The sequence below is a fragment of the Xanthobacter dioxanivorans genome (assembly GCF_016807805.1).
GTDB classification, from domain to species: Bacteria; Pseudomonadota; Alphaproteobacteria; order Rhizobiales; family Xanthobacteraceae; genus Xanthobacter; species Xanthobacter dioxanivorans.
The window spans coordinates 5,368,237-5,382,743 of the sequence record NZ_CP063362.1 but is presented as its reverse complement, the minus strand read 5'-3'; the positions used below and the strand labels follow the sequence as shown (position 1 = coordinate 5,382,743).

Sequence of the window (14,507 nt, the reverse complement as noted above, 5' to 3'; positions counted from 1 at the left end):
CATCCCGCCGGAGGTTTGACTACTACAGGCCGAGCCGCGACACAGGCGGACAGGAGCCGGCGGCGTCGGGAACGGGCAAGGAACGGGATCGGTGCTTGAACAGCGGGCAGGCGCTCCGGCGCGGGAGGCGGGGGCACCGCGGATCACGGTGGACGCCCTCAAGGCCGGCTACGGCCACCGCCTGATCGTGGACGACGTGAGCTTCACCGTCCCCGCCGGCCGCATGACCGCGCTCATCGGGCCCAACGGGTCGGGCAAGTCGACGCTGCTCTCCACCATGGCGCGCCTGCTGAAGCCGCGCGGCGGCGCGGTGCGGCTCGACGGCCGCGCCATCCACGATCTGCCCACCAAGGCGCTGGCCCGCGCCCTGGGCATCCTGCCGCAGGCGCCGCTGGTGCCGGAGGGGCTCAGCGTGTTCGACCTGGTGTCCCGCGGCCGCTACCCCCACCAGGGCCTGCTCGGCCAGTGGAGCGCGGCGGACGAGGCGGCGGTGGAGGCGGCGCTGCGCCTCACCGGCACCCTGGATTTCGCCGCCCGGCCGGTGGATGCCCTGTCCGGCGGCCAGCGCCAGCGCTGCTGGATCGCCATGGCGGTGGCGCAGGAGACGCAGGTGATCCTGCTCGACGAGCCCACCACCTTCCTCGACCTGCGCTACCAGTTGCAGGTGCTTGACCTGCTGCACCGCCTCACCCGCCTCCACGGCCGCACGGTGGTGGCGGTGCTGCACGATCTCAACCTGGCGCTGGCCTATGCCGACCAGGTGCTGTGCCTGAAGGAGGGTCGCATCCGCGCCGTGGTGGAGGAGGGCGCGCGCCTGTCGCCGGAACAGGTGCGCGACATCTTCGGCGTCGAGGTGGTGGCGGTGGAAAACCCGCGCACCGGCGCGCCGGTGTTCATCCCGGTCGGCGCGGCGGACGACGCACGATGACGCTCGCGCCATGAGATTCGCGCCATGACAGTCGCCGCCTCGCCCGCCGCCCGCCGCCCACGGCTGCGGCCCCTGCGCCTCGGCCGCGTCGCCGGCATGCTCGGGCTCGTGGCGCTGCTGCTGGCGCTGGCGCTGGCCCATCTCGGCGTCGGCGCGCGGCCCGTCGCGCCGTGGACGGTGGTCGAGGCGCTCCTCGCCTTCGATCCCGACAGCTTCGACCACAACGTGGTGGTGTCCCTGCGCCTGCTGCGCTGCCTCGCCGGCCTTGCGGCGGGCGCGGCGCTGGGCCTGTGCGGGGCGCTGGTGCAGTCGGTCACCCGCAATCCGCTGGGCGAGCCGCACGTGCTGGGGCTGAATGCGGGGGCGGCGCTGGCGGTGGTCTCGGCGCTCACCTTCGCCCCGGCGCTGGAGCGCATCCTGCCGGGCCTGTCCGGCCCCGCCGCCCGCCCGTTCCTGGCGGCGCTGGGGGCCGGCGCCGTGTTCGGCCTCGTCGTGGCCACGGCGCGCGCGGGGCGGGGCGGCCTCACGCCGCTGAAGGTGACCCTGTGCGGCGTCGCCTTCTCCGCCTTCGCCGCGGCGCTCACCTCCGCCCAGCTCATCCTCGACGACCAGACGCTGGCGGCCGTGCGGCTGTGGCTCGCCGGCGATCTCTCCGGCCAGTCCTACGCGGCGCTGCAGATGGCGCTGCCACCTCTGCTCTTCGGCCTCACCCTCGCGCTGCTTTTGTCCGGTCGGCTCAATGCCCTGGCCCTGGGCGAGGATGTGGCGCGCGGCCTCGGGGTGGACCTCGCCCGCACCCGCTTCGCCGCGCTGGCGGCGGCGGCGCTCCTGTGCGGGGCGGCGGTGTCGCTGGCCGGGCCCATCGGCTTCGTCGGCCTCGTGGTGCCCCACGCGGTGCGCGGCATGGCCGGGCGGGACATGCGCCTCGTCTTGCCGCTCTCGGCGGTGGCCGGGGCGGCGCTGGTGCTGGCCGCCGACCTCGCGGCGCGCACCCTGTTCGCCCCGCGCGAGCTCGCCACCGGGGCGATGACGGCGCTGGTGGGCGTGCCGGTGTTCCTCCTGCTTGCCGCGCGGAGCCGCAGGTGACCGCCGCCCGCGCCGCCGGCTATGCCCGCTTCGCCTGCGGGCCCTTGGCCTTCCGGCTGCGCCCGCGCGTGGTGGCGACCTGCGTGGGGCTCGCATGCGCCATCGGTGCCGGCGCGCTCGTGGCGCTGTCGTCGGGCAGCCTGCCGATCCCGGCCGCGCAGGTGCTCGCCGCGTTGGTCCGCGCGCAGGTTCCGGCGGAGGTGGCGCAGGTGATCTGGGACATCCGCCTGCCGCGGGTGCTGCTCGCCATGCTCGCCGGCGCCATGCTCGGCCTCGCCGGCGCCGCCATGCAGGCGCTGACCCGCAACAGCCTCGCCGATCCCGGCCTCATCGGCGTGAAGGAGGGGGCGAGCGTGGCCGTGCTCGCCCTCATCCTCGCCGTGCCGGCGGCGGGGGTGGGCCTGCGCCCGGTGGCCGGCATGGCCGGCGGCCTCGCCGTGGCGCTGGCGGTGGCGGGGCTCGCCCGCGACCTCTCCGGGGTGCGTTTCGTGCTGGTGGGCATCGGCATGTCGTGGCTGCTCTCCGCCGCGCTCCTCGTCTTCATCACCACGGCCGACATCAACGACGTGGAGACCGCGCTCGTCTGGCTGGCGGGGAGCCTGCACGCCGCCTCATGGCCGCTGCTGCCGGCGCCGGCGGCGTGGGGCGCGGCCGGCGCGGTCCTGCTGCTGGCCACCGCCCGCGGCGCCGACGCGGCCCTTTTGGGCGACCCGGTGGCGACCGGGCTCGGCGTGCGGCTGAAGGCGCTGTCCGCCGCCCGCCTGGCGGCGCCGGTGCTGATGACGGCGGCGGCGGTCTCGGCCGTAGGGAGCCTCGGCTTCGTCGGCCTCATGGCGCCGCACATGGCGCGCTTCGCCGTGGGCGGCGGCCAGTCGGCGCTCCTGGTGGCGAGCGCCCTCGTGGGCGCCGCCATGGTGCTGGCCGCCGATACCGTGGGCCGCCTCCTGTTCGCCCCCCTCCAGATCCCCGCCGGCATCGTGATGACGGTCGCCGGCGTGCCCTTGTTCCTGTTCCTGCTGTGGCGCCGCCGCGACCAGCTGTGAGCCCTCCCGTGAGGCCCCGATGATCCCCCGCCTGTTCTGCACCCTTCTTCTCGTTGTCCTCGCCGGCGGTGCCGGTGCCCAGACCCGCCCCTTCACCGATGATCTCGGCCGTACGGTGGAGGTGCCGGTTCATCCCCGGCGCATCGTCTCCCTGCATGACCTCGACCTCACCCTGCCGCTCATCGAGCTCGGGGTGATGCCGGTGGCGAGCCACGGGCGGGTGCGGCCGGACGGCACGCGCTTCCTGCGCGCCGGCAAGCTGCTCACCGGGGTGGATTTCGACACGGCGCCCATCGCCTTCCTCGGCGCCAACGCCATCGACCTGGAGGCGGTGGTGGCGGCGAAGCCCGACCTCATCGTCACCTCGCCCACCCGCGACACGCCGCTCGCCCAGCTGGAGGCCATCGCCCCCACCGTGAGCATCGAGCACCTGAAGGGCGGGCCCGCCGCCATCTACGGCAAGCTCGCGGCGCTGACCGGCAGCGAGGCGCGCCTCGCCGCGCTCCAGCAGCGCTATGCGGCGCAGATCGCCCAGCTGAAGGGGCTGGTGGACACCGCGCGCATCACCGTCTCCGCCTTCCAGGCCAACCAGGGCAAGCTCACCGTGTTCCACACCGACCGGGCGCTGGGACGCGTGCTGCGCGATGCCGGCTTCCGCTTCCCCCCGATCATCGACGCCATCCCCGAGGGCGGGCGCATGGACGTGAGCGCCGAACACCTGCCCGACCTCGATGCCGACTTCATCTTCGGCACCTTCCGCTCCGACCAGGGCGGCGGGCCGGGCGAGGAGGTGGCCGCCCTGGAGAAGGTGATGCCCGGCTGGTGCCGCATGCTGAAGGCCTGCCGCGAGGGCCGCCATCTGCTGCTGCCGCGCGACGAGACCATCTCCAACACCTATGCCGCGCTCAGCCTGCTGGTGGCGGTGGTGGAGGCCCAGGTTCTGCGGCGGGAGGTGTTGCGGCGGGAAGCGCCGGGGCAAGCGGGGCCGGGGCGCTAGGGGCCGCCGGGAGCGGGTTTGGTTCTGTGCGGATGACGATGTCCAACCGCGCCGTCATCCCCCGGCTGGTCCGGGGGATCCGCGCCGGGGCCGGGCTTGATGCCGGCCGGTGAGGGCGGAGCGGGCTGCTGGATGGATGCCCCGGACAAGCCGGGGCATGACGCGGCGAGAAAGGGCGAGGGCCGGGGCACAGGGCGGCGCGCGCCGGCCTCCGGCTCCGCCATTGGTGTTCCGCTGTGCCCTGTGCCAGCATGGAGGACGTGGAATGAGGAGAGGAGCGGGGGCGGGCGCCATGACGACGCCGTCGCAAGGGCGCAAGAGCCGGGTGGATCGTTTCGGGGCGCGCCTGCGCGCCCGGGGCGCGACGCTCTCGCCCCGTCTCAAGGTGGTGGCCGACTATATCAACGAGAATCGCCGCGCCGTCCTCGGCCAGTCCGCCCTGGAGATCGCCGCCGAGACCGGGACCTCGGATGCCACCGTGATCCGGGCGGTGCAGGCGCTGGGCTTCGACGGGCTGAGGGACCTGAAGCGCACGCTCGCCGGCTTCCTCGGCGAGGTGATCTCCTCCGTGGACAAGATGAGCGCCACCACCGAGGAGCTCACGCGGGACGTGGACGCCTCCATCGATTTCGTCCGCGCCGGCCACCTCGCCGGCATCGAGCAGGTGACGAAGCCGGAGAACCGGCGGGCCATCGCCGCCGCCATCGAGCTGATGCGGGGCGGGGCGGGGATCGGCCTGTTCGGCATCGGCGCCTCCGCCATCATCGCCGACTATGCCGCCCGGCTGCTGGTGCGCAACGGGCGGCATGCTTATGCGCTGAACCGCACCGGCATCGCGCTCGGGGAACAGCTGCTCGCCATGCGGCGCGGCGACGTGCTGGTGATGATGGGGCAGGCGAGCGCCCACCGGGAGGGAGCGGCCACGCTGGAGGAGGCGCGCCGGCTCGACGTCCCGATGATCCTGCTCACCGGCTCGGCCTCGCCCGCCTTCGGCCGGCAGGCGCGGGTGGTGATCCATGTGCCGCGCGGCAAGTCGGAGACGGTGCCCCTGCACGGCCTCGTGCTCATGTGCATCGAGATGCTGGTGTTCGGCCTCGCCGCCACCGAGCCCGAGCGCTCGGTGCGCTCGCTGGAGCGCCTCCACACCCTCTACGAGGACATCCGCAAGCCGCCGCGCGGCGTTTGAGCGTGACCCACCCGGCATCGGTCGAAGGCCGAGGCCGACGGCACGACATGTCGGGTGCCGACACCGGGGCGACACCGTCCCGACATGCGCGGTGTCGGGACGGTGTCGGCTTTCCCGGCCGGCCGGTCAGCTCATCTCGGGCAGCCGGTCGAGGTGCTTGTCGAGGGTCAGGGGATAGTCGCGGATGCGCACGCCGGTGGCGTTGTAGACCGCATTCGCCACCGCCGCCCCGACCCCGCAGATGCCCAATTCGCCCACGCCCTTGGCCTTCATGGGGGAGGAGAGGGGATCGGTTTCATCAAGGAAAACAACGTCCTGGTGCGGGATGTCCGCGTGCACCGGCACCTCGTAGCCGGCGAGGTCGTGATTGACGAAGAAGCCGTGCCGCTTGTCGACGACCAGCTCCTCCATGAGGGCGGCGCCGGCGCCCATGGTCATCGCCCCGATCACCTGGCTGCGGGCCGATTTCGGATTGAGAATCCGCCCCGCCGCACACACCGCCAGCATCCGCCGAAGCCGGATTTCCCCCGTGGCCACATCCACTCCAACCTCGACGAAATGCGCGCCGAAGGTGGATTGCTGGTGCGTCTTGTCCAGGTCGCCGTATGCGATGGCATCCTCGGCCACGATCTCGCCTTGGGCCGCCGCGCCGCCGAGCGGAGCCGCCCTCTGGCCGGCGCGCACCTCGCCATCGGCGAAGACCGCATCCTCCGAGTTGAAGCCGAGCCTGCGCGCCACCTCCTCGCGCAGCTTCATGCAGGCGGCATAGACGCCGGCGGTAGCATTGTTGGCGCCCCACTGGCCGCCCGATCCCGCGGACACCGGAAATGCGGAATCCCCCAGGTGCACGATGACGTTCTCCATGGGCACCCCCATCATTTCGGCCGCGGTCTGTGCGATGATGGTGTAGCTGCCGGTGCCGATGTCGGTCATGTCCGTTTCCACCGTCACCATGCCGCGCCCGTCGAGGCGAACCCGCGCCCCCGACTTGGTCAGCAGGTTGTTGCGCAAGGCCGCGGCGACCCCCATGCCGCGCAGCCACCGCCCGTGGCGGGTGCGTCCCGGCAGCGGGTTGCGCCGGCTCCAGCCGAAGCGTTCGGCCCCGGTCCGCAGGCAGGTCGCGAGCTGGCGCTGGGAAAACGGCCGCTGCGGCTCTTCCGGGTCCACCTGCGTGTCGTTCAGGATCCGGAATTCGATCGGGTCGAGGCCGAGCTTCTCGGCCATCTCGTCCATGGCGATCTCCAGCGCCATGAGCCCCGGAGCCTCGCCGGGCGCGCGCATGGCGTTGCCCTCCGGCAGGTCCAGCACGGCGAGCCGCGTCGCGGTCATGCGGTGGGCGCCGGCATAGAGCAGGCGCGTCTGGTTGACCGCCGTCTCCGGGCCGCCGCCGGGCAGGTCACCGGACCAGCTTTCGTGCCCGATGGCGGTGATCGTCCCGTCCGGTTTGGCGCCGATGCGGATGCGCTGGATGGTGGCGGGGCGGTGGGTGGTGTTGTTGAACACGAACGGACGATGCAGGGCCACCTTCACCGGCCGCCCCGTCGTCCGCGCCGCCAGCGCCGCCAGCAGCGCATCCGCGCGCACGAACAGCTTGGCGCCGAACCCGCCGCCCACATGATGCGAGATGAGGCGCACATTTTCGCGCCGGATGCGCAGCATGCGGGCGACGTCCGCGACGCCCCAGGCCAGCATCTGGTTGGAGGTCCACAGGGTCAGCCGGTCGCCGTCCCAGGCCGCGATGGAGGCGTGCGGCTCCATCATGGCGTGGGCGTGGTCGGGGGTGGTGTAGGTGGCGTCGAGCTTCACCGGAGCCGCCGCATAGGTGCCGGCGAAATCGCCGATGGCGGTGTCTGGCGAGCCGCCGAAGCCTTCCGCGCTCGGCCTGGCCGCGGAGTCCCGGGCCTCGGCGAGGTCGAACGCGCCCTGCTCCGCCACATATTCCACACGCACGAGCCGCGCCGCGCTCCGCGCCTGCTCGAAGGTCTCGGCAACCACCACGGCGATCGCCTGGTGATAGTGCTCGATCTCGGGACCTCCAAGGAGCCTGGCGGTGTTGAGTTTGCCCTTTTCGAGCCGGCCCGCGTTCTGCGCCGTCACGATCGCCAGCACGCCGGGCGCGCGCTCGGCCGCCGCGAGGTCCATGGCGGCGATGCGGCCCTTGGCGATGGATGCACCCACCACATAGCCGTAGGCGGGATTGGGGGCGGCATCGTTGTGCTCATAGGCATAGAGGGCGGTGCCTGTGGTCTTGAAGCGGCCCTCGATCCGGTCGAGCGGCTGGCCGACGATCTTGAGCCGGTCGATGGGGTTGGTGGTCGCGGGAGCATCGAATTTCATGGTTCAGCCCCTTGCTTCCGCCATCACCGCGCCGAGCGTGCGCTCCACCAGCGTGAGCTTGAAGGCATTGTCAGTGGTGGGTTTCGCGTCGGCGAGGAGATGAGCGGCCACAGTCCTGGCGCCGCGGGCCATCTCCGCCTCGGCGGCCTCGACCCGCCACGGCTTGGGCGCCACGCCGCCGAGCGCAACCCGCCCGGTCCCGTCCTCTTGCCGGATCATCGCCACCGAGACGAGGGCGAACGCGTAGGAGGCGCGGTCGCGGACCTTGCGGTAGACGTGCGTGCCACCCACCGGCTTGGGCAGGGTCACGGCAGTGATGAGCTCGCCCGGCACCAGCGAGGTCTCCAGGTGGGGCGTCTCGCCGGGCAGGCGGTGGAGGTCGGCAATGGGAATGCTCCGCGCGGTGCCGTCGGGCCGCACGGTTTCCACCCGCGCATCGAGGGCGCGCAGGGCCACCGCCATGTCGCTCGGATGGGTGGCGATGCAGGCCTCGCTGGCGCCGATCACCGCCAACTGGCGGGTGAAGCCGCCGATGGCCGCGCAGCCACTGCCGGGGCGGCGTTTGTTGCAGGCCTGGTCGGTGTCGTAGAAATAGGGGCAGCGCGTGCGCTGGAGCAGGTTGCCGGCGGTGGTCGCCTTGTTCCGCAACTGGCCGGATGCGCCGGCCAGCAGGGCGCGCGACAGCAGGGCATAGTCGCGGCGCACCCGAAAGTCGGCCGCCAGTGCGGTGTTGCGCACCAGCGCGCCGATGCGCAGGCCGCCGTCCGGCGTTGCCGCGATGGTGTCCAGGGCAAGCCCGTTGACGTCGATGAGCTGGGAGGGGGTCTCGATCTCGAGTTTCATCAGGTCGAGGAGGTTGGTGCCGCCGGCAATGAACCGCGCCGCCGGATTGCGCGCCGCCGCGGCGGCGGCTTCGGCCGGCGAGGAAGCGCGCTCGTAGGTAAAGGGCTTCATGCCGCGCTCCCTGCCACTTCGGTGATGGCCTCGACGATGTTGGAATAGGCGCCGCAGCGGCAGATGTTGCCGCTCATGCGCTCGCGCAGCTCGTCCGGGGTGAGGGGCGGCGGCGCGGTGAGGTCGGCGGTGACGTGGCTGGGGATGCCGGCCTTGATCTCGGCAAGGACGGCGACGGCCGAGCAGATCTGGCCCGGCGTGCAGTATCCGCACTGATAGCCGTCATGCCTCACGAAAGCGGCCTGCATGGGGTGCAGCGCCTCGGGCGTGCCCAGGCCTTCGATGGTGGTGACCGCGCCGTCTTGGTGCATCACCGCCAGGGTGAGGCAGGAATTGATGCGCTGGCCGTCCAGGATCACCGTGCAGGCGCCGCACTGGCCGTGGTCGCAGCCTTTCTTCGTTCCCGTCAGGTGCAGGTGTTCACGCAGGACGTCGAGCAGTGTCGTACGGGTGTCGATGTCAAGTTCCCGCGCCACGCCGTTCACCCGGAAAGAGACCCGTCCGATCACCGGCGCGTCCGGGCCGGACAGGGGAGCCTTGGGGGTGGCATCGGCCACCGAGGCGGCCCCCGCGACCGGGAGGTCGCGCCGGGACACATGGGATGCGCAGGGCCTCTGCATATGGCGTTCCTTCGAGGGTGATGTGGCGCGCCAACGCGGGCGGCAGCCCGGACACGGGGTGCAGCAAGGGGACACGCGGTCCCGATGTTAATGCAAGTGGCCCCGATGCGTTCCCCCCTTGGGGGTGGGGGCGGGGCACGCTCGCGTGAGCAGAGCCGGCGCGAGCCACACCGGGAAACCGCTGAATTAGACTTTAGTCTGAAGCCGGAAAAAGGCTCTGGCCTTTGCGGAAGGAGGCGTTAGCCTCCCTACAACGTTTTAAAAACCTCAGGGAGCACGCCCGTGCAACGCATCATCACCACAGTCCGTGCCTCCAGGGCGGCGGCTCGCCTCGGCGCGCTCGCCCTTGCCTCGACGCTTGTCCTTGCCCCGGGCGCGGCGAGGGCGGAATTCGTCAACGTCCTCACCGGCGGCACGTCGGGCGTCTATTATCCCCTGGGGGTCGCCATCTCGAAAGTGATCGGCGAGAAGGTGCCGGGCACGCGGCCATCGGTGCAGGCCACCAAGGCCTCGGTGGAAAATCTCAACCTCATCGAGCAGGGCAAGGGCGAGGTCGCCTTCACCCTCGCCGACAGCCTGGCGGACGGGGCGGCCGGCAAGGAGGAAGCGGGCTTCAAGGCGCCGCTGACCAAGGTGGTGGCGCTGGGCGGCATCTATCCCAACTACATCCAGATCGTCGCCTCGAAGGATTCGGGCATCAAGAGCATCGCCGACCTCAAGGGCAAGCGCATCTCGGTGGGCGCACCCAAATCCGGCACCGAGCTCAACGCCCGTGCCATTCTCGGCGCGGCGGGCATCAAGTATTCTGATCTCGGCAAGCTGGAATACCTGCCCTTCGCCGAATCCGTGGAGCTGATGAAGAACCGGCAGCTCGATGCCACGCTCCAGTCGGCGGGTCTCGGCGTCGCCTCCATCAAGGACCTCGCCAATTCGGTGCCGATCGTGGTGGTGGAGGTGCCACCTGCGGTGATCGAGAAGATCGGCGCGCCCTATCTCAAGGCGACCATTCCGGCCAACACCTATGAGGGCCAGGTGGCCGACGTCGCCACCGCCGCGGTGCCCAACTTCCTCGTCACCCGCTCCAGCATGAAGGACGACGACGTCTACGCCATCACCAAGGCGATCTACGACAACCTGCCGGAGCTGGCGGCGGCGCATGCGGCGGCGCGGGGCATCAAGGTCGGGGATGCCATGAAGGGGTCCCCGGTGGCGTTCCATCCGGGCGCCGCCCGGTACTTCAAGGAAAAGGGCGTGACGCCCTGAGGGACCGGCGGGTCGCGGTCTCCGTGCCGCGGCCGCCGGTGCGCGGAGGGACGGGCCGACCCCGGCCTTCCCCCGAGCGCAAGACACCGCGCCAGATGACGATGCCGCATGAGATGAAGGCGTCGCGGAAAGTGACGTATCCCGACCGCAGGCCGGGCTGGCAAGGACCGCTTGAGGCAGAGTTCCGATGACATCCTCGCTCCACACCCCCGCCACCACGCCTCCGGTCAGCCATGACATCAGCACGCCCGGCCATGGCGCCGCGGTGGTGGTGGACGATGCTCTGCTGGACCTTACCTGGGGTCCCGGCGGGTGGGGGCGGACGGTGTTCTGGATCGCGGTGGCCTTCTCCACCTTCCAGGTGATCACCGCCGCCTGGAGCCCGCTGCCGAGCCAGATCGTGCGGTCGGTGCATGTGGGCTTCCTGCTGCTGGTGGTGTTCGCCATCGCCGGCAACCATCTCGCTGGTGGCCGGCGCCTTGCCTTGTGGGGGCTCGGCGTCGTGTCCTTCATCGTCGGCCTGTATCACTGGGTGTTCTATTCGGACCTGATCCAGCGCGCGGGCGACCCGTCCACCATGGACATCGTGGTCGGAACCCTGGCCGTCGCGCTGGTGTTCGAGGGATCGCGGCGGCTGATGGGGGCCTCGCTGCCCCTCATCTGCGGCGTCTTCATCCTGTACGGCCTGTTCGGCGAGTATCTGCCGGCGCCCCTCGACCATCGCCCGTTCGACTACGTGCAGGTGGTGGACCAGATGTTCCTCGGCACCGAGGGCATCTACGGCACGCCCACCTACGTGTCGTCGTCCTTCATCTTCCTGTTCATCCTGTTCGGCGCGTTCCTGGAGCGCGCGGGGATGATCCAGCTGTTCAACGACCTCGCCATGGGCACGGTGGGCCACGCCAAGGGCGGCCCGGCCAAGGTGGCGGTGATCTCCTCGGCGCTGATGGGCACCATCAACGGCTCCGGTGTCGCCAACGTGGTCACCACCGGCCAGTTCACCATCCCGCTGATGAAGCGCTTCGGCTACAAGCCGGCCTTCGCCGGCGCGGTGGAGGCGACAGCCTCCATGGGGGGCCAGATCATGCCGCCGGTGATGGGGGCCGTGGCCTTCATCATGGCCGAGACCATCGACGTGCCCTATGCCACCATCGCCACGGCGGCGGTGATCCCGGCCTTCCTCTACTTCTTCACCGTGTTCGCCATGGTGCATCTGGAGGCGGGAAAGGGCGGCCTGTCCGGCCTGCCCAAGGCCCAGTGCCCGGACGCCTGGCGGGCGCTGACGACCCGCTGGTACCTGATGTTGCCCCTGGTGGCGCTGGTGTGGCTGCTGTTCTCCGGCTACACGCCGCTCTTCGCCGGCACGGTGGGCCTTGCCCTCACGGCGCTGATCGTGCTCGGCACGCCGGTGGCGCGGGTCATCGGCCCCCAGGGCCTGCGCATCGTGTTCTGGATCGTGCTCGGCATCGCGGCTGCGAGCTTCCTCGAATATGGCATCAATGGCGTCGCGGCGGCGGTGGGCGCCCTCGTGGTGATCCTGCTGTTCGTGAAGGGCGGGCGCGAGACCCTGCGCATCAGCATCGAAAGCATGGCGGACGGGGCGCGCAACGCGCTTCCGGTGGGCATCGCCTGCGCCCTCGTGGGCACCATGATCGGCGTGTTCACCCTGACCGGGGTCGCCACGACCTTCGCCACCTTCGTGGTGGAGGTGGGCAAGAGCTCCCTGTTCCTGTCCCTCGTGCTGACCATGATCGCCTGCCTCATCCTCGGCATGGGGCTGCCGACCATCCCCAACTACATCATCACCGCCTCCATCGCCGGGCCGGCGCTCCTCTCCCTCGGCGTGCCGCTCATCGTCTCGCACATGTTCGTCTTCTATTTCGGCATCATGGCGGACCTCACGCCGCCGGTGGCGCTGGCGGCCTTCGCGGCGGCACCCATTGCCGGGGCATCGGGCCAGGCCATCGGCTGGATCGCCACCCGTATCGCCCTCGCCGGCTATGTGGTGCCGTTCATGGCGGTCTATTCCCCGGCGCTGATGCTGCAGGATGGAGATCCCATGGCCGCGGTCATCGGCTTCTGGCCGGCGGTGGCCTATGTGTTCGTGAAGGCGGTGGTGGCCATCATCCTGTGGGCCGGCACCGCCACCGGCTATCTGCTGGGCCCGCTGAACGTGGTGGAGCGCTTCATCGGCTTCGCCGCGGCGGCGCTGCTCATCCTCTCCTTGCCCTGGACCGACGAGGTGGGCTTCGCCACCGCGGCGGCGTTCATCGCCTGGCACTATTGGCGGACCCGCAACGCCACCCCGGCACGAGCCTAGGCCGGCGCGTTGGCCGCCGTCGCCTGCCTGGTCGCCGGGGCGCAGGTGGTGCGGCTCGCCGCCGTCTTCACCCTCGCCTGGACCCACTCGGTGCAGAAGAGCGAGTGGCAGGAGGACTGGCGCGCCACCCCCGGCGGCCTGGTGCTGCAGGAAGTGCGCGTGCAGGGCTCCGGCGCCGGCATGGAGCCGCCCGAGGGCGCGGTGCGCGCGGGCGGCTTCTATGTGGCGCGCCCGCAGCTGGCGCCGCAGCTTTCGGTCATCCTGCGCCGCTCTGGCGCCACCGCCGACTGGCGGGTGTGCACGCAGGGGCGCTGCCGCCCCATGGGCGACCTGGTGGCCGCCGACGCCGACCCGGTCGAGCTGAAGATCTGCGATTGAGGCACCCGGCGACCGGAGCTTCGAACGGGCGAACCTGGGCGCTACAGCACCATGTCCGCTTCTTCCGACAGCCCGAACGCCACCGGCTGCCCGGCGGCGATGGCCTCGGTGAGCTGGCTCCGGCGGGCGAGCGGGTCGGCCGCCGCCAGTGGTCCGAAATCATATCCGGTCGCCGCCGCAAGGTCGGCGATCGTGATCGGGAAGGTCCGGTAGGCGCCGAGCAGGGCGCCCCTCCCGCGCACGCCTGTAGTGGTTTTTGCGGCAGGTCGCCCATATCCACCTGCTGGGCCGTCATCGCCCCGAGGCTCTGATCTCTGCCGCGTGATGCAAGCATTCGCGTCTGCGTTATTTCAAGCAGCCAGCATGTGTTGGTGAAGGGGTGCCTCTATCGATGTCTATAACGTTCGGAAACTAAATAAACCCATCCCATCCCGTGCGCCTAATCTTGCGCGGGCGACGCATGCGGGCAAGGTGCCCCGCGCGGGCTTGCAGCTCATGGGTGCAGGTCGCTGCTCCGCAGTGAAGCCGCCGGCGGTGGGTCCGCTTATCTGCGAGGGCCGGAGAGGGCCGCCAAGTCGTTGGCCTGGAGATGCAGCCGCGTGCGGCGGATGTGGCTTTCCAGCAGGTGCTGCACGTCCACCGGGTCCCGCCGCCGGATCGCCTCCATGATGAGCCGGTGTTCGGCGTGGATGATCCACTGGCCGTCCTTGCCGATAAGGTGGGAATAGGCGCGCCGGTAATGCTGGGTGGTGTTCCAGAAGCGCTCGATCATGGCGAGCAGGGTCGGCATCGCCGCCGCCTTGTAGCTCAGGAGATGGAACTCCCTGTCCAGCTTCAGGAAATCCTCCACCTCCGTGGAGGCCTCGATCTGCGCGCACAGCTCGGCGAGGCGGGCGATGGTCGCATCGTCCATGCGGCGGATGCTCTCGCTGAGGGCGAGGGGCTCGATGCGCTCGCGGATCTGGTAGATCTCGACGCACTCGTTGATGTCGGTCTTGGCGATCCACGCGCCGGAGTTCGGCACCAGCACCACGAGGCCCTCGCTTTCGAGGTCCCGCAAGGCTTCGCGGACGGGAATGCGGCTGGTGCCGTAGCGCTCGGCCAGTTCCTCCTGCCGGACGCGGGTGCCGGGGGTGAATAGCCCGTCGAGAATCCCGGCCCTGAGATCCGCTGCAATGGCGTGGCTGCGCACGCCGGCCTCCCGGTCGGGACTTTCGTTGGCTTTTTCGGTCTTCATCGCATGCCCTTGGGATCATCCCGGCGCGCCGTTCAGGGCCGGCGACCCTTGAAATTGGATACCATGATCCACGGCTTGACGGCAATTGTATCCAAACAGATGGATTTGCACCCGGATTTTGGGTTTTGCACTGCATCATCGGATACATTGGTGTTGAC

At 70.7% G+C, this 14,507-nt stretch carries 13 protein-coding genes; 8 read left to right on the top strand and 5 right to left on the bottom strand.

Annotated features, from left to right (window positions below):
• Positions 1-91: 91 nt before the first annotated feature.
• The 5 genes from EZH22_RS25165 to EZH22_RS25145 all read left to right on the top strand — a co-directional run bounded on the left by EZH22_RS25165 (position 92) and on the right by EZH22_RS25145 (position 5,240).
• Positions 92-928 carry an ABC transporter ATP-binding protein gene (locus tag EZH22_RS25165; protein WP_231711140.1) on the top strand — a complete coding sequence of 279 codons (837 nt, stop codon included), beginning with the start codon at positions 92-94 and terminating at the stop codon, positions 926-928.
• A gap of 24 nt (positions 929-952) precedes the next feature.
• Positions 953-2,014 carry a FecCD family ABC transporter permease gene (locus EZH22_RS25160; protein ID WP_231711139.1) on the top strand — a complete coding sequence of 354 codons (1,062 nt, stop codon included), beginning with the start codon at positions 953-955 and terminating at the stop codon, positions 2,012-2,014.
• Positions 2,011-3,057: a FecCD family ABC transporter permease gene (locus EZH22_RS25155; RefSeq protein WP_203193127.1), complete on the top strand. Its 1,047-nt coding sequence runs from the start codon at positions 2,011-2,013 to the stop codon at positions 3,055-3,057. The genes EZH22_RS25160 and EZH22_RS25155 overlap by 4 nt, the downstream gene beginning before the upstream one ends.
• Before the next feature lie 19 nt (positions 3,058-3,076).
• Positions 3,077-4,054, top strand: coding sequence for an ABC transporter substrate-binding protein (locus tag EZH22_RS25150; RefSeq protein WP_203193126.1), 978 nt, complete (start codon positions 3,077-3,079; stop codon positions 4,052-4,054).
• A gap of 292 nt (positions 4,055-4,346) precedes the next feature.
• Complete coding sequence (locus EZH22_RS25145) at positions 4,347-5,240, top strand: MurR/RpiR family transcriptional regulator (RefSeq protein WP_203193125.1); 894 nt, start codon at positions 4,347-4,349, stop codon at positions 5,238-5,240.
• A 126-nt stretch (positions 5,241-5,366) separates the two neighbouring features.
• Here EZH22_RS25145 and paoC read toward each other — a convergent pair whose 3' ends face one another.
• The 3 genes from paoC to paoA are packed head-to-tail and all read right to left on the bottom strand — an operon-like array spanning position 5,367 to position 9,151.
• The gene (gene paoC / locus EZH22_RS25140) at positions 5,367-7,577 is read right to left on the bottom strand and encodes an aldehyde oxidoreductase molybdenum-binding subunit PaoC (RefSeq protein WP_203193124.1); all 2,211 of its coding nucleotides are present in this window, start codon (positions 7,575-7,577) and stop codon (positions 5,367-5,369) included.
• A gap of 3 nt (positions 7,578-7,580) precedes the next feature.
• Complete coding sequence (locus EZH22_RS25135; RefSeq protein ID WP_203193122.1) at positions 7,581-8,531, bottom strand: FAD binding domain-containing protein; 951 nt, start codon at positions 8,529-8,531, stop codon at positions 7,581-7,583.
• A complete protein-coding gene (gene paoA, locus EZH22_RS25130) occupies positions 8,528-9,151 on the bottom strand; it encodes an aldehyde dehydrogenase iron-sulfur subunit PaoA (protein ID WP_203193120.1) in 624 nt (207 codons plus the stop codon). Before paoA ends, EZH22_RS25135 begins: the two co-directional genes overlap by 4 nt.
• A 282-nt stretch (positions 9,152-9,433) precedes the next feature.
• Here paoA and EZH22_RS25125 point away from each other — a divergent pair, with 282 nt between their 5' ends.
• From EZH22_RS25125 to EZH22_RS25115, 3 genes are all read left to right on the top strand, one after another.
• Positions 9,434-10,414, top strand: coding sequence for a TAXI family TRAP transporter solute-binding subunit (locus EZH22_RS25125; protein ID WP_203193119.1), 981 nt, complete (start codon positions 9,434-9,436; stop codon positions 10,412-10,414).
• A gap of 187 nt (positions 10,415-10,601) precedes the next feature.
• The gene (locus EZH22_RS25120) at positions 10,602-12,734 is read left to right on the top strand and encodes a TRAP transporter permease (protein WP_203193118.1); all 2,133 of its coding nucleotides are present in this window, start codon (positions 10,602-10,604) and stop codon (positions 12,732-12,734) included.
• 9 nt (positions 12,735-12,743) lie between these two features.
• The gene (locus tag EZH22_RS25115) at positions 12,744-13,112 is read left to right on the top strand and encodes a DUF1850 domain-containing protein (protein WP_203193117.1); all 369 of its coding nucleotides are present in this window, start codon (positions 12,744-12,746) and stop codon (positions 13,110-13,112) included.
• Positions 13,113-13,153: 41 nt separating this feature from the next.
• Here the strand turns inward: EZH22_RS25115 and EZH22_RS25110 are convergent, their stop codons facing one another.
• Both EZH22_RS25110 and EZH22_RS25105 read right to left on the bottom strand, forming a co-directional pair.
• Positions 13,154-13,354: a hypothetical protein gene (locus tag EZH22_RS25110; protein WP_203193116.1), complete on the bottom strand. Its 201-nt coding sequence runs from the start codon at positions 13,352-13,354 to the stop codon at positions 13,154-13,156.
• 302 nt (positions 13,355-13,656) lie between these two features.
• Entirely contained in the window at positions 13,657-14,349 is a 693-nt protein-coding gene (locus EZH22_RS25105; protein WP_203193115.1) for a GntR family transcriptional regulator, read from the bottom strand.
• Positions 14,350-14,507: the final 158 nt, after the last annotated feature.